Here is a 17,257-nt window from a genome sequence, read left to right as displayed (position 1 = left end):
TTTGTCGGCGCCACCCGTACGGCGGGAAGGGCCCGTCACCCGTTTCCGAACCCGCTCCGCTCGAGGAGCCGTTCGACCTCGATCGATGACGCTCCGAGCTTCGAGGCTCCCTCGCGCAGATCGGATGCGCACACCGGATACCAGTTGCGCCTCGCCGGATCGAGGAGGCCCGCGACGTTCCACGGCTCGATCGCGCGGCGGATGACGCCGACGGCGGAAGAAGAGTCGCCGTCGACGCTCCGCAGCGCCTCCGAGATCGCGTGGCGCAGGGGCGGCCGGTCGGATCCGAGGAATCCGGGCAGTCCGTCCCGGCCCAGCCGGCACGAGGCCTCCCCGAAGCTCGCGGCGGCGAAATAGAGCATCGTCGCCGCGCAGAACGTCGGGAAATCGTCGAAGCTCCTCCAGAGTGCGGCGACGAGCGACGCGGCGGAATCCGCCTCGTCGAGCGTCCGTGCCGAGAGCTCGGCGAGGCTCCGCTCGAAGCCCGCATCGCCGTTGCTCTCCTCGAGCGCGGCGGCCGCGCGCGCGACGCCGAGGAGCGTCAGCGGAATGCCGGTCGACAGCAGCGGATCGACGAACGCCGCGGCCGACGGGAGCATCCACCAGCCGGGGCCGCTCGCGGCCGTCGTGCGGAAGGCGACCTTCTCGGAGTAGCGAAGCGGGAACAGGGACTCCGCCCGGCGAAACTGGCGGTCGATCGCGGGGAACGTCTTCAGCAGCCGCCGCCACGCCGCCTCGCCTTCCTCGGCTCGCACCTCGAGGGCGAGTTCCGGCGAAAGCATCGCTCCCGCGCTCACGGTGCCGTCCGCGAAGCGAAGCACCCAGATCCATCCGCCCTCGAAGACGTGGTGGAGAGCGGCGTCGTCGACGGGATAGGGAGGCGGAGAGGAGAGAGGCGCGATCTCCGTCATCGGCGCGACGCCGCGAAAATGCGCGTACAGCGCGGCCGTCCGGGGGAGTCCGGGAAACTCCGATTCGCCGAGTCCGAGGACCCCGTGGAGGAAGCCTCGCGGTCCCGAGGCATCCGCGACCCATCGCGCCTCCACGTCGACGCGCTCCCCGCCGCGCCGGCCAGACAGGCGAACGGCCTTCCCGTCGGCCTCGAAACGATCGAGCGCGATCCGATCCACGTACTCGGCGCCCGCGGCGCGCGCCTGTTCGAGGAGGTGGAGATCGACGTCCGCGCGGTACCAGTGCGTGTCGGCCACGGCGGCATTCGGGCTCGCGGCGACGAGAAGGGGATTTCGCAGTTCGCCCTCGTCCAAGGGCTCGCGGCCGCGCCGGTGATGGAAGAACGTGAAGCCGCGCTTGACGCCGCCGCGCAGGTGCGGAAGCCGAGCCTGCCAGGTTCCCCATTTCGCGAGCGGAAGGACCTGCGGGAGATCGTAACGGAGCGCGAGCCTCTCGAGGAGGAGGTTCGCCAGAGGCGACGTGGATTCGCCGATCGCGAAGCGCGGGTGCGCGCCCTTCTCGAGGACCACGACGCTCCGTCCGAGCCGGCGCGCGGCCAGCGCGAGGAGAGCGCCGCCGAACCCCGAGCCGACGACCGCGAGGTCGAACCTCCTCACGCGCCCGCCGCCGCGTCCGGCCGGCGGTGGCGGTCGCAGGAAACCGCCGGCAGCGCTCCGCCCGCGTTCAGCGCCGCGAGCGCGGCGGTGCGGGCCGCGCGGCAGCGGTCACACCCCGGCAGGCGGTCGAGAGAACCGAGCTCCGCGAGGACCACGGCGCCTCCCTCGGCGACGCAATCCGCGACGACGTCGAAATACGCTTCGAGGGCGATCTCCGCGAAGGCTCCCTCCGCGCGGAGCCGCTCCATCGGCGCGTGGTCCGACACGACCGGCAGGAGGGAGACGACCCGCGCCCCGGAGTCGCGCGCGACCCGGAAGGTGTCGAGCGCGAGACTCCGCGAACGATCCGGAGCGACGAACGGCGGCTGGACGAGCACGAACGCCCGGAGAAGGATCCCCGCGCGTCCGAGTTCCCGCGCGGCATGCGTGAACCGCGCGACGGAAGTCGGCTTCCCGAGCCGCCGCAGCAGGGAGTCGTCGGCGACTTCGAGCCCGATCGCGACTTCCAGGCGGCCCCGCAGGAGCGGCGCCAGCACCGCCGCGCGGCCGGCCTGTTCCGAACGGGATTCGACGACGACGAGCTCGAGATCGGAAACCTCGGCGGCGATCGCCGCGAGATCATCCGTCGTCTGCCGGATCGATCGGGCCTCGAAGAGCGACGAGGCGTTGTACAGCTTGATCCCGGCCACGTCCCCCAGGCGCGCGCGGGCGGACCGGATCTGCCGCGCGATTTCCGCGCCCGTCGCGGGACGGTCGCCGGCCTGGCGGTAGAGCGCGCAGTAGACGCAGGAGAGCGGGCACGCGCCGTTTCGGAGGTACGCCGTTCCGATCGCTTGCGGTGCTCCGCCCGGGAAGATCTCGGTTTCCCGGGCGATCGCGACGGGCGGTCCGTCCGGCGCGTCCGCGCCGCGGGTCATGCGAACGCGGGAAGGGGAGGCGCCTCGGGCTCGTCGCGGCCCGGTTCGGCAGCGTCCGGAGGTGGGCCGAACCGCCTCTCGTGCATGGCGCGGAGCTCCGCCCGGGACGCGGCGAGCGCGGCGAAGTGCTCGGAAGACATCGCGCCCTGCTGGAAACGCCGTTTCCGGGCGATCGGCAGGCGGACACCGCGCGCTTCGAGCCCCGCCGCCACGACCTCGCCCTTCAGGACGGCGAGCCGTTCCGGGTCCTCTCCGACGAGATCGCGCAGCGGGGCCTCGAGCGCGGCGGCGATCGCCGGCCGCATCGCGTGGGGGGAAAGCGGGACGAAGCCGAACGCGCGCGCCGGCGCGAAGCCGCGCGTGACGCCGCGCGAGAAACCGCCGGTGTAAGTGAGCGAGTGCTTGATCGAGTCGATTCCCCATCCCTCGTGGTAGAGGAGCGGGTTGTTCAGGACGCTCTTGATCGTGAGCTCCGAGTCTCCGAGCGGGTACGACTTCCAGTTCTCGTCCCCGCCGTCCCCGTCGAACAGGTGAACGAGATCCGGCTCGGAGCGGCGGAGGTTGCGCGCGAACGCGAGCCCCGCCGCCGCGCACTGGACGTCGAGCGGCCGGTAGTCTTCGATCGCGGCGACCGCCCGGGCGAGCGAGAGATCCTCCGGCGCCGCTTCCACCATCCGCCAGGCCTCCCGGGCGCCGAGGGCGTCGGCCACCGCCTCCGCGGAACGGCGGTCGTCGGATTCGCCGATCGAGAGCGTGAAGAGCGCGACCCGCCCCGCGCGGCCGGAGGCTCGCGCCGCCGAGAGGACCGCCCAGGCGGTGAGCGACGAATCGGCCCCGCCGGAGAGCGCCACGCCGATCGGCGCGTCCGCCGAAATCCGGCGGAGGAGCGCGGCGACGGTGTCCTCGATCGCGGCGACGTATCGCTCTCCCAGAGCCCGGAGATCCGCGGCGGCGCGGCCGGCCTCCGGCGTGAAGAACCGCCGGTACCGCGGATTCGGATCCGGACATCCGATCTGATCGAGCTCGACGACGTGGTGCGCCGGCACCATGCGCGTGTAGGAAGGGTGGAACTGCTCGGGGATCCCTTCGCCCGCGCAGTACCGGGCGATCGCGTCGATGCGGTCGGCGACGACGAGGTAGGGGCCGGCCGCCCGCTTCGCCACGAAGTAGCGGAGCGGCCGCCCGATCGTTCGCGCGAGGCGGATCGTCACTCCTTCCTGCGCGACGGCGGCGAACGCTCCGCCGATTCCGGCGAGCGCGTCCACGTCGCCGGCCCGGACGGCTTCCGTGAGCTCGGCCCGCGTCGCGTTCAGCAGGACGTCGGCGGAAGGGTCGGAGAGATCGACGAGGCGGGGTTCGGTCAGGCCGGGCGTGAACGGAAACGGCATGCGGAGATATTAGCGCGGACCGTTCGTCGGCCATCGTCGACTCGTTCGCGTTTGTTTCGAGACGCGGGCGGCACGCGCCCGGATCGGTCGAGGGAAGGGTCCGCGCCGGTCTGCGCTACGCCCTTCGGCGGGTGACCACGCAGATGTCCGGCGCCTCGTCGCTTCTCGTCATCCGGTGCAGATAGCGCGTCGAGTCGCCGCCCGGGCCCTGGGATTGCTTGAGGCCGTTCCGTCCGCAGGCGGGGCAGATCGCGATCACGCCGCTGCGATTTTCGACGGTCTCGCCGAAGTCGAGGGCGGTGTAGTCGAATTCCTCGGACGACACGATCTCACCTCCGGGATCGACGGGGGTGGAAAACGATGAGCGGATTGTAGCACCCCGCGGCATCCGACTTGCACCTTGGGCCCGCACGTTCCGGTGTGGTCCGGAGCGACCTCGGAGGGAGACACGGTGCATTCCAAATTCCCGACCCGGATGTTTGCCGGATTTCTGGTTCCCATTTTCGCCGCCGCCTTCGGAACTCTCGCCGGTTCGGCCGCGGCTCAGACCGAAACGCTCCCGCCGGGATTCCACGACTCGATCGTGCTGAGCGGCCTCATCCGCCCGACCGTCGTGCGGTTTTCTCCGGACGGACGGATCTTCGTCGCCGAGAAGAGCGGCGTGATCAAGGTCTTCTCGAGCCTGACCGCGACGACGCCGACGATCTTCGCCGACCTGACCACGAACGTGGACAACTACTGGGATCGCGGCCTCCTCGGGATGGCTCTCGACCCCAATTTCCCGACGAGCCCGTACGTCTACGTCCTGTACGCCTACGATGCCCCGATCGGCGGGACGGCGCCGGTCTGGAACGACGCGTGTCCCACGCCTCCCGGGCCGAATACCGACGGCTGCGTCGTCAGCGGACGGCTCTCCCGTCTGACGGCGAACGGAAGCGTGATGTCGGGTTCCGAGAAGGTCCTCATCAACGCGTGGGGACAGCAGTTTCCCAGCCACTCCCTCGGCGCGCTCCAGTTCGGCGCCGACGGCGCGCTCTACGCGAGCGACGGCGACGGAGCGAGCATGGGAACGGTCGACTACGGCCAGTTCGGCGGCAACCCGCTCGGCGATCCGCCCGGCGGCGTCGGAGGGACGATGGAGCCGCCGACGGCGGAAGGAGGGGCGCTCCGAAGCCAGAGCCTGCGGCGGCAGCCGGGCGAGCCCGCGGTCCTGAACGGGACGGTCATCCGCGTCGACCCCGCGACCGGAAGCGGGCTTTCGACCAACCCGCTCGCGTCGAGCGCCGACGCCAACGCGCGCCGGATCGTCGTCGAGGGTCTTCGCCAGCCGTTCCGCTTCACGATCCAGCCCAACACGAACAAGCTCTGGATCGGCGACGTGGGCAACGAAGTCTGGGAGGAGATCGACGTCGCGCCGAGCCCCACGACGGAAGTGAAGAATTTCGGGTGGCCCTGCTACGAAGGGCCCGACCAGGAACCCGACTGGGTCAGCGCGCAGGTCGACATCTGCATGAACGACCTGTACAAGAATCCTTCGGTCGTGACGGCGCCGTTTCTCGGCTATCGCCACACCGACAGCGTCGTCTCCGGCGACGGCTGCGCGACGGGAGGTTCGTCGATCACCGGCCTCGCGTTCTACGGCGGCGGGAGCTACCCCTCGACCTACGACGGCGCGCTTTTCTTCGCCGATCACACCCGGAACTGCGCGTGGGTGCTCTTTCCCGGCTCCGGCGGCCAGCCGAACGCGTCCAGCCGCGCGCTCTTCATCGGGGGCGCGTCGCACCCGGTCGACCTCGAGATCGGGCCCGGGGGCGATCTGTTCTACGTCGATCACGAGGGCGGCGCGATCCACCGCATCCAGTACATGACGCCGGCCGCCGTGGCGACGGCGACCCCCGAGTCCGGAGCGCCGCCGCTGACCGTGCAGTTCGACGGGAGCGGCTCCCACGGCGCGGCGGCGGGAGACACGCTGACGTACGCGTGGGATCTGAACGGCGACGGCGTCTTCAACGATTCGACCGCGGTCTCGCCCGCGAAGACCTACTCGACGGCGGGCCAGTACACGGTGAGACTCAAGGTCACCGACGAGCACGGCGTGTCGGGGGTGAGCGATCCGTTGACGGTGACGGTGGCCCAGGGGGCGCCCTCGCCCGTGATCGACACGCCCTCGTCGTCGCTCACCTGGAAGGTCGGCGACCCGATCTCGTTCTCCGGACACGCGACCGACCCGCAGGACGGCACGATCCCCGCGTCGGCGCTGACGTGGACGCTCGTCATGCACCACTGTCCGTCGAACTGTCACACGCACGAGATCCAGTCTTTCGCCGGCGTTTCGAGCGGGTCGTTTTCCGCTCCCGATCACGGGTATCCGTCATTTCTGGAGCTGCAGCTCACGGCGACCGACTCGCTGGGTCTCACCGGCACGACGAGCGTCATCCTCCAGCCGCAGACGGTCGTGCTCCACTTCGCGGCCTCGCCGTCCGGGCTTCAGCTCGACGCCGGAGACGGCGGCGTCACGACGCCGTTCTCGAAGACCGTCATCGTCGGTTCGACCAACACGATCAGCGCGGCTTCTCCGGAGAGCCTGAACGCCTCGGCCTACTGGTTCGACGGGTGGTCCGACGGCGGCGCCCAGACGCATTCGATCGTGGCCGGCGCGGCCTCCGCGACGTACACCGCCACGTACATCTCGCAGGGAGACGTCATGGCGCCGACGACGGCGACGATCGAGGGGAGATCGCCGTATCCCGCGACCACCACCGAGCCGAACGGTGTCCTCGAGGGGGGCGAGACCTCCGCGTTCTCTCCTTCCTGGAAGAACACCAGCGACGGAGTCGTCGCGGGAACGACCGGGACGATCACGAGCTTCACCGGTCCCACGACCGGCGGCGCCACGTACACGATCGTCGACGGGAACGCGTCGTACGGGGACATCGCGGCCGGCGCGACCGCCTCGGCGGGCGGAGGGTATCAGCTCCTCGTCAAGACGACGTCCCGCCCCGCGGCGCACTGGGATGCGGTCGCCTCGGAAGCGCTCAATACCTCGGAAGCCCACGACTGGACGATCCACATCGGCCGGAGCTTCACCGACGTTCCGACGTCGAACATCTATTACTCCGACGTCGAGACGATCTTTCACCGTTCGATCACCGTCGGCACCGGTTATCGCACGTACAGTCCCGACGACGACACGACGCGCGGGCAGATGTCCGCCTTCATCTCTCGCGGCCACACGGGCGGCGATCAGAACGTGCCGGTTTCCGGGACCGTTCCCGGCCTGGGGACCTACGACTGCCAATCGGGCGGGCACAGCCTGTTTTCCGACGTGGCGCCGACGGCGGAGTTCTGCGCGAACATCCACTGGGTGGCGGCGCACGGTCTCGCGTACGGCTGCACGGACGCGGCGCAGTACACGTCGACGTTCTGCCCCGGGACGAACATTCTCCGGCGGAGCATGGCCGTGATGCTGGCGCGGGATCTCGCGGGGGGCGATTCCTCGGTCCCCGCGAAGCTCGCGGATCCGGGCAACGGGCGCGGGTACGACTGCACGGACGGCGGTGCCAACGCTTTCACCGACGTTCCCGACTCCGACACCGGATGCAGGTACATCTACTTCATCTGGTCGAAGAACATCGTGGACGGATACGGAAACGGCCTGTACGGGCCGGGCGACGCCGTCACGCGCGGCGAGATGTCGAAGTTCCTCACGAACACGTACGGGCTCACCCTCCAGTAAAGAGAGCCCTGCAAGTGCCCGCGGCCGTGAGAGTTGGCCGCGGGCACGTGTCTTGCTTTTCTCTTCTTCACGAGGGTGGCGAGTGCACACACTCGACACACCTCGACAAAGGAGAAGATGAAAGGACTTTCGATCCCCGCCCGTCCGTCGTGTCGAATCCGGACGGTTTCGGCCGCGTGGATCGTCGCCGCCGCCCTCGCGGCCCCGTCGGCCGCCGCGATCGGCAAGTGGTCGAGCCTCGGCCCGGAAGGGGGGCTCGTCAGCGCGCTCCTTCCCGATCCGTCGTCGGCGGGGGTCGTGTGGGAAGGGACATACGGAGGCGGCCTGTTCGTCAGCCGCGACGCGGGCGCGAGCTGGTCCCGGATCGCGACGGGCGGCGGCGTGGGATCCGTCGTCAACGACCTCGCCGCCGGACGGGGCGCGCTTTTCGCCGCGACCGACGACGGGGTGCTGCGATCGGTCGACGGAGGCAAGAGCTGGAGCGCGGCCAACGCCGGCCTTCCCGAGACGACCGTGTATTCGATCGCGGTCGACGCGGGCGGCACGGTGTACGCGGGCACGCAATCCTCGGGCGTCTTCCGTTCCGCCGACGCCGGCGGATCCTGGACCGCGACCGCCTCGGCGGCGGCGGGGCAGGCGGTCTATGCGCTGGCGGCCGACGCCGCGCACTCGGGCCGGATCTGGGCGGGAACCGCCGGAGGCGGCGTCCTCGCCAGCACCGACGGAGGAACGACCTGGACGACGGCGTCGGGGCCGATCGCCTCCACTTTCGTCATGGACCTCGACATCGACCGGGCGAATCCTTCGACCCTTTGGGCAGCGACATTTGGAGAGGGCGTCTGGAAGAGCGACGACGGCGGTGCAACGTGGGCGCCCTCTGCTTCTCCTTTCTCGTCCGCCAACGTCTACGCGGTCGCCGCGGACGCCGCAGTTGCCGGAACGGTCTGGGCCGGCACGCTCGACGGCGGCGTCTGGCGGAGCGCCGACGGCGGAACGAGCTGGGAACAGTCGGCGCCGGCGGTCTCTCGCGCGACGGTCTTCGCTCTGCGCACCGACCCGCGATCCCCCGGAACGGTGTGGGCGGGCACGAATCTCGGAACGTTCCGGAGCGGCGACGGCGGCGCGACCTGGGCCGCGGGCAACCGCGGGATGAACGGGACCGTCGTCAACGCGATCGCCGCGACGCCGGAAGCCGTCTACGCGGCGACCGGAGGGAGCGGGATCCTGCGAAGCGTCGACGGAGGAGCGACGTGGCAGCCCGCCGAAATCGACGCGCTGACCGTCTTCACCCTTTCGCGCAGCGGCCAGAAGATGTACGCGGGAACCGACCAGGGGCTCTGGACCTCTCCCGACGGCGTGACGTGGACGCCTTCCGCGGGCCTTCCCGGGACGAACAACGTGTATTCGCTGGCGATCGACCCGGCCAACCCCGCGGTCGTCTACGCGGGGACGTATCTCGGAGGCCTGATGAGGAGCGAGGATTCCGGCGCGACCTGGACGGCGATCCCCCTGGGCTCCGCCAACGAGACCGTGTTCTCGATGGCGGTCGCCCCCGGCGGAGCGCTGCTCTACGCGGGAACCGGGAACGGGCTGTTTCGGAGCACGGACCGCGGCGCGACGTGGACCGCCGCGGGGGCGGGCGCCTTCTCCGGGTCCGTGTTCTCGATCGCGATCGATCCCCGCGATCCCGCGCGCCTCTACGCGGGCGTCGACGGCGCCGGAATCTGGTCGAGCGCCGACGGCGGGAGCACGTGGCGGTCGTCGAGCTCGGGGTTGGCGGCGGCGAGCGTCTACAGCCTCGCCTTCGATCCCGCCGGCGACTCGCTGTACGCGGGGACTCGCGACGGAGGCGTCTTCCGGAGCGACGACGGCGGATCGAGCTGGACGCCGGTGAACGCCGGCCTCACGAACCCCACGGTTTTTTCCCTCGCCTTCGATCCGGCGGCCCCGTCGACCCTCTACGCGGGGACGTACGGCGGCGGCGTGTTCGGGTACGAGTCGGCGGCGGCGCCGTCCGCCGCGCCCGCGCGTCCCGCGATCGATCCGGCCGCCCCTCCCGCTCCGTCCCCGGTATCGGGCCGGCGCTAAAACGGATCAGCGCCGCGCGGCGTCGGCGGCGAGAGCGCGGATCTCCGGGGCTTCGAGCGAGTATCGCAGCCACTCCCGGTGCTGGCGCGCGCCGAGCTGCCGGTAGAAATCGAGAGCGCGCTCGTTCCAGTCGAGGACGGCCCACTCGATCCGCCCGCAATCCCGGCTTTCCGCGATCCGCGCGAGCTCGGTCATGAGCGCGCGGCCGACCCCTTCCCCGCGCGCCGCGTTCGAGACGACGATGTCTTCGAGGTAGAGCCCGGGGCGCGCGCGAAACGAGGTGGGGAAGAAGAAATAGATCGCGATCCCGACGACCGCGCTTCCGCGCTCGGCGATCAGCGCGTGGAAGCGCTCCTCGTCGAAGATCCAGGAAAGGAGCCGCTTTCCCTCGGCTTCGGAAGGTCCTTCGAGCCGCTCGAAGTCGGCGAGCTCGCGCTCGAGCGCGAGGATCGCGGGACCATCGGCGGGACGAGCCTCTCGAACGGTGACGGGGAACGGGGCCACCTCGCGATGCTATCGCAGCCGAAAAGGAAAGCGGCGGGGGGAGGGCCCCCGCCGCGAAACGGAACCGGCATCCGGAGAAGGGATCACTTGATGCCGAGCAGCTCCACGTCGAACACGAGCGTCGCGTTGGGCGGAATGACGCCGCCCGCGCCGCGGGAACCGTAGGCGAGCTCCGGCGGGATCGTCAGCTTGCGCTTGCCGCCGACCTTCATCGTCGCGACTCCTTCGTCCCACCCCTTGATCACGTGCCCTTCCCCGATCGCGAACTCGAACGGGCGGCCGCGGTCGACGGAAGAGTCGAACTTCTTCCCGTTCGTGAGCCATCCCGTGTAGTGGACGACGACGGTCTGACCGGTCTTCGGCTCGGCGCCGGTGCCCACCTTGAGATCCTCGTACTGCAGTCCGTCGTGCAAGCGCACCACCTTTCCTTCGTCGGCCGATTTCGCCGCCTTGTCTTCGGCGCGAACGGGACCGGTCGACAGCGCCGCCGCGGCGAGGACCGCCGCTCCCCAGAGGAATTTCTTCATCGGTCGTCTTCCTTCCGCCGGATCAGAGGACGTTGCCGGACATCGGCACGTCGATCTCCGGACGTTCCTTGTCGGACGTGTAGATCTTGAGCGTTCCCGAGAACTCGCCCTTCTTCAGATCGGTCTTCGGCTTGAGGACGATCGTGTAGTTGATTCCCTCGGTCATCGGCACGAGCTCGGCCGACATGCCGGAGACGGTGCTCTCGACCTTCTGGACGCGGACGGCCTGCGCCGGCTTGTTGTTCGTGAAGATCACGTTGCGCGAGATGACGTCCTTGCCGGGAGTGAAGTTCCCGAACACGATCGAGGCCGGCGTGACGCTGATCCGGTCGCGCACGATCCCGGAGACCCGGATCTCCAGGTCGGGCTGCTTGGCGACTCCGGTCTTGACGTGGACCGGCGCGTTCAGCACGCCGACGGGCGCGCTCGGCTGGAGCATCACGTGCAGCTTGTACTGCGATCCCGTCTTTCCTTCGATCTTTTCCTTGTCGGTCGCGGGAGCGATCTGCGCCTGCACGTACGGCTGCGACGATTCGGCGACCGTCGGATGGAAGTCCGCCTCGCTCGAAAAGAGGATCAGGTCCTGGCTCGCCGTGTCCCCCTTGATCGCCGAGAAGCGGACGAACTCCTGCGGCGCGACCTCGACGTACGGCTTGACGATCGCCTTGATCGTCAGCGCGAGCTGCGGGTTCTCCGGGTCGTTCGAAACGACCGAGACCGTCTTCGTGATCGGCCCCGAGAAGTTCTTCGTGTCGACCGCCGCGGTGATCTTTCCGGTCTGGCCCGGCTTGATCGTCCGGTCGAACGACGCGACCGTGCAGCCGCAGGAAGGACGCGCGTCGGAGATGATGAGGTCCTGGGTCCCGGAGTTCTTGACGTTGAAAACCGCCTCGACGCGGTCGCCCTTGGCGACGGTGCCGGCGTCCTTCATCATCGGATCCACCGAGATCTTGGGCGTGCCGACCTTCTCGTCGGCCTTGGCGGGGGTCGTGGCGGCGGCGGGCTTCTTCGCGGGCGGGGCTGCGGCCCGAACGGGCGAAGAGCCGAGGGCGACCGCCCCGGCCACGATCACCGGAACAGCCGCGCGGGTCAGAAATCGGCGCATGGTTCGTCCTTTCTCCTCAAATGGTCAAACAAACGAAGGAAACTAGCATCGGGGACGGCTTTATTTCAAGTTTCTCGGCGCGCGGCCGCGTTCCCGAATTCGGGTCCGTGAGGCAGAATGGGGCGGTGAACGGGAAAAAGCTCTATTTCATCGCGGTCGGCGGCACCGCGATGGCGCCGCTGGCGGTACTCCTCTCGGGACGCGGATACCGGGTGAGCGGCTCCGATACGGCGCTCTATCCGCCGATGTCGGACCTCGTCGCGCGCGCCGGGATCCCGGTCGTTGCCGGGTTTCGGGCGGAAAACGTCCCCGCCGACGCGGACGCCGTGGTCGTGGGGAACGCCGTGCCGCGGACGAATCCCGAGGTCGAGCGGATGCTCGAGCTCGGGCTGCCCTACGTGTCGCTCCCCCAGGCGATCCGGCGCTATCTCCTGCCCGGGCGGCATTCGGTCGTCGTGACCGGGACGCACGGCAAGACGACGACGTCGGCGGTTCTCGCGTGGCTCCTGACCGATACGGGCCGCGACCCCGGTTTCCTCGTCGGGGGCGAGCTCAAGAACTTCGGCGCGGGGTTCCGCGACGGCGCGGGACCGCATTTCCTCCTCGAGGGGGACGAGTACAACGCCGCGTTCTTCGATCGCGGTCCGAAATTCCTCCACTACGAGCCGCGGACGCTCCTCGTCAACAACGTCGAATTCGACCATGCGGATCTCTACCCCGACGTCGCCGCCGTCGAAGAGGCGTTCCGGCGCGTGATCGAGCTCGTGCCGCCGGACGGGGTCGTCGTCGGCAACGGCGACGACCCGCGGGTGAGGGCGCTCGCGCGCGCCTCCCGGGCGCCGGCCGTCTTCGTATCGCTCGACGGGGAGGGCGATTTCCGGGTCTCGAGGATCTCCGTCGACCCTTCGGGGACGGCGTTCTCGGTCGCGGAGCCGGGAGGCGCGGCGGTCGAGCTGCGTTCGCCGCTGTTCGGCCTCCACAACGTGAGGAACGCCGCGATCGCGTTCGCGGCCGCGCGCCGGCTGGGGCTCACCGCCGCGGAGATCGCCGGCTCGCTTCCCCGGTTCGCGGGAGTGAAGCGCCGGCTGGAGGTGATCGGCACCCGCGGAGGCGTCCTCTACGTGGACGACTTCGCGCACCATCCGACGGCGGTCTTCGAGACGCTCTCCGCGGCCCGGCAGCGCTGGCCCGGGCGGCGCGTCTGGGGGCTCTTCGAGCCGCGCTCGATCACCGCGGGCCGGAAGTTCTTCGAGAAGGAATACGAGCGGGCGCTCGCGGCCGCCGACTGCGTCGTCCTCGCGCCCGTCTTCCACGCGGGGCGATTCGCGCCCGACCAGCTGATCGACCGGGAGGCGGTGCGGCGGGCGCTCTCCGCGCTCGGGCGGCGCGTCTTCGTCCCCGATCGGGTCGAGGAGATCGAGCCGATCCTCGAGCGCGAAGCGCGGCCCGACGACGTCGTCCTGCTCATGTCCTCCGGCGATCTCGCCGGCCTCCGCCGCCGGGTGGCCGACGATAGGAGGCGCGCCACCTGACCAAATGGTGCGCCCCGTCCGGGAATAAAAAACGAGCTGTTTGATAAGAAACGGTTTCCGCTGGCACCGTTCTGGCATGCGTCTTCCAGTATCCCGGTATTGTGAGGTTTTGGCCCCCGCCTCGAGTGAAGAAGAGGGTCCGAGCATTTATTAGGAGGTTTCTCTTGAAGAAGAACTGGATGGCACTCTCGGCGGCGGCGATTTTCGCGGTGGCCTACACCGCGGCCGCGCAGACCAACACGAGCGAGACGGCGGCGACCGGTGGCAAGACGATGGCCCAGACGACCGAGACCAAGCACACCGGCCCCGGCCCGAACACGAAGACCAAGGGGAAGACCGTCATCGGAACGGTGAAGACCCTCGACGCCGGCAAGAAGATCGTCGTGACCGGCCCGAAGAACAAGGACTACAGCTTCGATCTCGACGACAAGGACATGGCCGCCACGGTGGATCCGGCCGTCGCGGTCGGAAACAAGGTCAAGGTCGTCGAAGCGACCGACGACGCGGGCAAGAAGACGCTCACGGTTTCGCCGTACACGGGGAAGACCGCGATGCATCACCACAAGACCATGAAGAAGAGCACCAAGACGACCGAGCCCGCTCCCAGCACCAAGTAAGACTGCCCGAAAGAGTCCGGAAAGGGCGCCCCTCGGGGCGCCTTTTTTTTGGCTAAAAGCGCCCCGGAAGACCGGGGGTCGACCCGCCGGGCGGCAGTATCCGGCGCCCGAAGAAAGTCCCGGAGATCGCTTCGCCGCCGCTCGCCATGACGCGGGCGGTCGCAGCCCTATTCGAACGGTTTCGCGACGGCCTCGGGAGACGCGGGGCTCACGTTTCCGCTCTTGTCGGCCGCCGCCACGGTGTAGCGGTACGTCCGGCCGGGCTCGACCGTCTCGTCGTCGAACTCGACCCGATCGGCCGCCGTCTTACCGAGAAGAACCGGCGCGCCGTCCCCTTCGCTCCGGAAGATCCGGTACTCGGCGAGATCGGACGCCTCGACCGGGCTCCAGGAAAGCCGCACGCGGTGTTCTTCCGGGAGGGCATCGACGCGCGCGACCGGCGGCGGCGGGAAGACGTCGCGGTAGGCGATCCCGAACTGGATGGCCGGCGGACTCTCCGCCTTCGCCCGATCCTTCGCGATCGCGGTCACGGTATAGACGTAGGTCGACCCGTACGCCGCGGTCGTGTCGGCGAGCTCCGGAAGGGAGACCGGATCGGCGTTCAACGGCGGCCCGTAATCGGCGTCGGCGAGAGGGCGGCGATACACGCGGTATCCGGCGATCTCGACCGGCGCCCCGGAGAGGTCCTTCCCGGGCGGGCTCCACGCGAGGCAGATGCGCGCCGGCTCCGCTTCCGCCGTGAGGTCCGCGGGCGCCTGCGGCGGCACGGCGGGAGTGAGCGTCGCGATGTTGGAGATCTCGCTGCGCTCCCCGTTTCGCCGGACGGTGACGACCGCCCAGGCGAGCGGCGGGGGATGGGGGATCGACAGGAAGGGGCGCAGGTCGTCGCGCCAGACCACGCGGCTTCCCCGGGTCGCGGCCGGGAAGAGATCCGACGGGATCGTCGCCACCCGACGCGAGGCCGACACGATCTGCTCCTCGCGGCGCCGTTCCGCTTCGGCGCGCCGCCGCTCGCCCGGGATCGGGGCGCGGTCCGACCGACCGCCGGTCGCGAGCGTTTCCGAGGTCAGCGCCGGCGAGGGACTTTCCATCCGGTAAACGTCGATCTCCACCAGGTCCCGGAGCGGCGCGCCGTCGACGCGGAGCGAGGGGAACGTGAAGGAAAGCTCGGCCGCTTCTCCCTGCTGCTCGACGGCGAGGTCGCGCGTCCGGGCGGGTCGCGTCGGCAGCGGCGGCAGCGGATCGCCTTTCTTGCCGCATCCGGCCGCGGCGACGGCGAGGAGAAGAGCCCCCGCGGCGCGCCGATTCACAGGACGTATCGGGAGAGGTCTTCGTTCTTGGCGAGATCGGCGACCCGCTCGCGGACCATCGCGGCGTCGACGGACAGGGTCCGCCCCGAGAGCTCCGGCCCGTCGAACGAAACGTCCTCGAGCAGACGCTCGAGGATCGTGTGCAGCCGCCGCGCGCCGATGTTCTCGAGCTGGCGGTTCACGCGCTCGGCCCACTTCGCGATCTCGGCGACGGCATCCTCCGTGAACTGGAGGTCGAGCCCTTCCGCCGAGAGGAGCGCGCGGTACTGCTTCGTCAGCGCGTTCTCGGGCTCGGTCAGGATCCGCACGAAATCTGCCTCGGTGAGGGAATCGAGCTCGACGCGCACCGGAAAGCGCCCCTGGAGCTCGGGGATCAGATCGGCCGGTTTCGAGACGTGAAAAGCCCCGGCGGCGATGAAGAGGACGTGGTCCGTGTGGACCGTGCCGTGCTTCGTGTGGACCTGCGTTCCCTCGACGATCGGCAGGAGGTCGCGCTGCACGCCTTCCCGCGAAACGTCGGGACCGCCGCGGTTCCCCTCCCGTCCCGCGACCTTGTCGATCTCGTCGAGGAACACGATCCCGGACGACTCCGCGCGGGCGACCGCCTCGCGCGAGAGCTGCTGGGGATCGATCAGCCGAGACTCCTCTTCGCTGCGGAGGATCTGGCGCGCTTCGGAGATCGGGCACGAGCGGTTCTTCTTCTTCCCGCCGAAGATGTTCGGGAGCATGTCCTTGAGCGACACGTCCATTTCCTCGGCGCCCTGGTTGGTCATGATCTGGAAGGAAGGGAAGGTCTGCTCCGTCACCTCGACGTCGACCATCCGGTCGTCGAGCTTTCCTTCCCGCAGGAGCGTCCGGAGCTTCGCGCGCGTCTCCGCCGCCTCTTCCGGAGGAACTCGGGGGAGCAGGAGATCGAGCAGGCGCTCCTCCGTGCGCGCTTCGGCCTGCGCGGCGATTTCGCGCGTCTTCTCCTCGCGCACGAGTCCGACGGCGGCTTCCGTCAGGTCGCGGACGATCGATTCGACGTCGCGTCCGACGTATCCGACCTCCGTGAACTTCGACGCCTCGACCTTCAGGAACGGCGCGCGCGCGAGCCGCGCGAGCCGCCGCGCGATCTCGGTCTTCCCGACTCCCGTCGGCCCGATCATCAGGATGTTCTTCGGGAGGATCTCGCGCGCGACCTCGGGAGGGAGCTGGAGACGCCGCCAGCGGTTCCGCAGCGCCACCGCGACCGCGCGCTTGGCCTTGTTCTGGCCGATGATGAACTTGTCGAGCTCCGCGACGATCTGGCGCGGCGTGAGGTCGTCGCCGCCGGTGGCGCCGGCGTCGGCGGGCGGCGCGGTGCCCGGAGCTCCCTCCGCGACGTCGCCCGGCATCAGGAAGACCATTTAGCCTACAGCTCCTCGACCTTGATGCGGTCGTTCGTGTAGATGTCGATTCCCGCGGCGATCGTCAGCGCCTCCCGGGCGAGCTCGGGCGCCGCGAGCGAAGTGTGCGCGAGGAGCGCCCTCGCCGCCGCGAGGGCGTACGGCCCCCCGGAGCCGATCGCGAGGAGGCCTTCGTCCGGGGAGATCAGGTCGCCCGTCCCGGAGATGAGCAGGGAGATCTCGCCGTCGGCGACGATCAGGAGCGCCTCGAGCTGGCGGAGGATCTTGTCGGTCCGCCAGTCGCGGGCGAGCTCGATCGCGGAGCGCTCGAGGTTCCCGCGGTACTCCTCGAGCTTGTGCTCGAACTTCGAGAAGAGCGCGAACGCGTCGGCCGACGTGCCCGCGAAACCGGCGAGAACCCGTCCCTCGTAGAGCCGGCGGATCTTGGCGGCTCCGGTCTTCATGACGGTCGTTCCCATCGTGACCTGGCCGTCGCCGGCGATCGCGACGCGCCCGTCGCGGCGGACGCAGAGGACCGTCGTGGAGCGCCATTGGCGGGAGCGGAGGGACGCCACGGAAAAACGATAGCACGCGGGGG

Annotated in this window: 14 protein-coding genes; 4 read left to right on the top strand and 10 right to left on the bottom strand. The window is 69.7% G+C overall.

Annotated elements, in window-relative coordinates; genetic code table 11:
- Positions 1-35 precede the first annotated feature (35 nt).
- The 4 genes from VFS34_03340 to VFS34_03325 all read right to left on the bottom strand — a co-directional run bounded on the left by VFS34_03340 (position 36) and on the right by VFS34_03325 (position 4,198).
- Positions 36-1,568, bottom strand: coding sequence for an NAD(P)-binding protein (locus VFS34_03340; GenBank protein HET9793473.1), 1,533 nt, complete (start codon positions 1,566-1,568; stop codon positions 36-38).
- A complete protein-coding gene (locus VFS34_03335; protein ID HET9793472.1) occupies positions 1,565-2,485 on the bottom strand; it encodes a hypothetical protein in 921 nt (306 codons plus the stop codon). The genes VFS34_03340 and VFS34_03335 overlap by 4 nt, the downstream gene beginning before the upstream one ends.
- Positions 2,482-3,873, bottom strand: coding sequence for an asparagine synthase-related protein (locus VFS34_03330; GenBank protein ID HET9793471.1), 1,392 nt, complete (start codon positions 3,871-3,873; stop codon positions 2,482-2,484). The genes VFS34_03335 and VFS34_03330 overlap by 4 nt, the downstream gene beginning before the upstream one ends.
- A gap of 115 nt (positions 3,874-3,988) precedes the next feature.
- The gene (locus VFS34_03325; protein ID HET9793470.1) at positions 3,989-4,198 is read right to left on the bottom strand and encodes a hypothetical protein; all 210 of its coding nucleotides are present in this window, start codon (positions 4,196-4,198) and stop codon (positions 3,989-3,991) included.
- A 126-nt stretch (positions 4,199-4,324) separates the two neighbouring features.
- On the opposite strand from VFS34_03325, the gene VFS34_03320 reads away from it, so the two are divergent.
- A complete protein-coding gene (locus VFS34_03320; protein ID HET9793469.1) occupies positions 4,325-7,609 on the top strand; it encodes a PQQ-dependent sugar dehydrogenase in 3,285 nt (1,094 codons plus the stop codon).
- Positions 7,610-7,726: 117 nt separating this feature from the next.
- On the top strand, positions 7,727-9,697 hold the full coding sequence (locus VFS34_03315; GenBank protein ID HET9793468.1) for a hypothetical protein: 1,971 nt from the start codon (positions 7,727-7,729) through the stop codon (positions 9,695-9,697).
- A 6-nt stretch (positions 9,698-9,703) separates the two neighbouring features.
- On the opposite strand, the gene VFS34_03310 is transcribed toward VFS34_03315, so the two are convergent.
- The 3 genes from VFS34_03310 to VFS34_03300 all read right to left on the bottom strand — a co-directional run bounded on the left by VFS34_03310 (position 9,704) and on the right by VFS34_03300 (position 11,833).
- Positions 9,704-10,201 carry a GNAT family N-acetyltransferase gene (locus tag VFS34_03310; protein HET9793467.1) on the bottom strand — a complete coding sequence of 166 codons (498 nt, stop codon included), beginning with the start codon at positions 10,199-10,201 and terminating at the stop codon, positions 9,704-9,706.
- An 83-nt stretch (positions 10,202-10,284) separates the two neighbouring features.
- Positions 10,285-10,728 (bottom strand): FKBP-type peptidyl-prolyl cis-trans isomerase, encoded by a 444-nt coding sequence (locus tag VFS34_03305; protein ID HET9793466.1) that lies wholly within the window; start codon positions 10,726-10,728, stop codon positions 10,285-10,287.
- Positions 10,729-10,750: 22 nt separating this feature from the next.
- Positions 10,751-11,833, bottom strand: coding sequence for a DUF1573 domain-containing protein (locus tag VFS34_03300; GenBank protein ID HET9793465.1), 1,083 nt, complete (start codon positions 11,831-11,833; stop codon positions 10,751-10,753).
- A gap of 125 nt (positions 11,834-11,958) precedes the next feature.
- On the opposite strand from VFS34_03300, the gene VFS34_03295 reads away from it, so the two are divergent.
- Together VFS34_03295 and VFS34_03290 are read left to right on the top strand one after the other, a co-directional pair.
- Complete coding sequence (locus tag VFS34_03295; GenBank protein HET9793464.1) at positions 11,959-13,365, top strand: Mur ligase family protein; 1,407 nt, start codon at positions 11,959-11,961, stop codon at positions 13,363-13,365.
- A gap of 164 nt (positions 13,366-13,529) precedes the next feature.
- Entirely contained in the window at positions 13,530-13,982 is a 453-nt protein-coding gene (locus VFS34_03290) for a hypothetical protein (GenBank protein ID HET9793463.1), read from the top strand.
- Positions 13,983-14,149: 167 nt separating this feature from the next.
- On the opposite strand, the gene VFS34_03285 is transcribed toward VFS34_03290, so the two are convergent.
- The 3 genes from VFS34_03285 to hslV are packed head-to-tail and all read right to left on the bottom strand — an operon-like array spanning position 14,150 to position 17,234.
- Positions 14,150-15,292: a hypothetical protein gene (locus VFS34_03285; protein HET9793462.1), complete on the bottom strand. Its 1,143-nt coding sequence runs from the start codon at positions 15,290-15,292 to the stop codon at positions 14,150-14,152.
- Positions 15,289-16,680, bottom strand: coding sequence for an ATP-dependent protease ATPase subunit HslU (gene hslU / locus VFS34_03280; GenBank protein HET9793461.1), 1,392 nt, complete (start codon positions 16,678-16,680; stop codon positions 15,289-15,291). The genes VFS34_03285 and hslU overlap by 4 nt, the downstream gene beginning before the upstream one ends.
- A 5-nt stretch (positions 16,681-16,685) precedes the next feature.
- On the bottom strand, positions 16,686-17,234 hold the full coding sequence (gene hslV, locus VFS34_03275; GenBank protein ID HET9793460.1) for an ATP-dependent protease subunit HslV: 549 nt from the start codon (positions 17,232-17,234) through the stop codon (positions 16,686-16,688).
- Between the last annotated feature and the right edge of the window lie 23 nt (positions 17,235-17,257).

The organism is Thermoanaerobaculia bacterium (genome assembly GCA_035717485.1).
Taxonomy (GTDB): Bacteria; Acidobacteriota; Thermoanaerobaculia; order UBA5066; family DATFVB01; genus DATFVB01.
Note: the sequence above shows the minus strand (reverse complement) of the source record. Positions and strands in the feature narration are given on the sequence as shown.

Bases quoted from the DNA above. Each gene is read 5' to 3' on its own strand.
- VFS34_03335 (HET9793472.1), bottom strand. From the start codon at position 2,485: ATGACCCGCGGCGCGGACGCGCCGGACGGACCGCCCGTCGCGATCGCC.
- VFS34_03330 (HET9793471.1), bottom strand. From the start codon at position 3,873: ATGCCGTTTCCGTTCACGCCCGGCCTGACCGAACCCCGCCTCGTCGAT.
- VFS34_03315 (HET9793468.1), top strand. From the start codon at position 7,727: ATGAAAGGACTTTCGATCCCCGCCCGTCCGTCGTGTCGAATCCGGACG.
- VFS34_03305 (HET9793466.1), bottom strand. From the start codon at position 10,728: ATGAAGAAATTCCTCTGGGGAGCGGCGGTCCTCGCCGCGGCGGCGCTG.
- VFS34_03300 (HET9793465.1), bottom strand. From the start codon at position 11,833: ATGCGCCGATTTCTGACCCGCGCGGCTGTTCCGGTGATCGTGGCCGGG.
- hslU (HET9793461.1), bottom strand. From the start codon at position 16,680: ATGGTCTTCCTGATGCCGGGCGACGTCGCGGAGGGAGCTCCGGGCACC.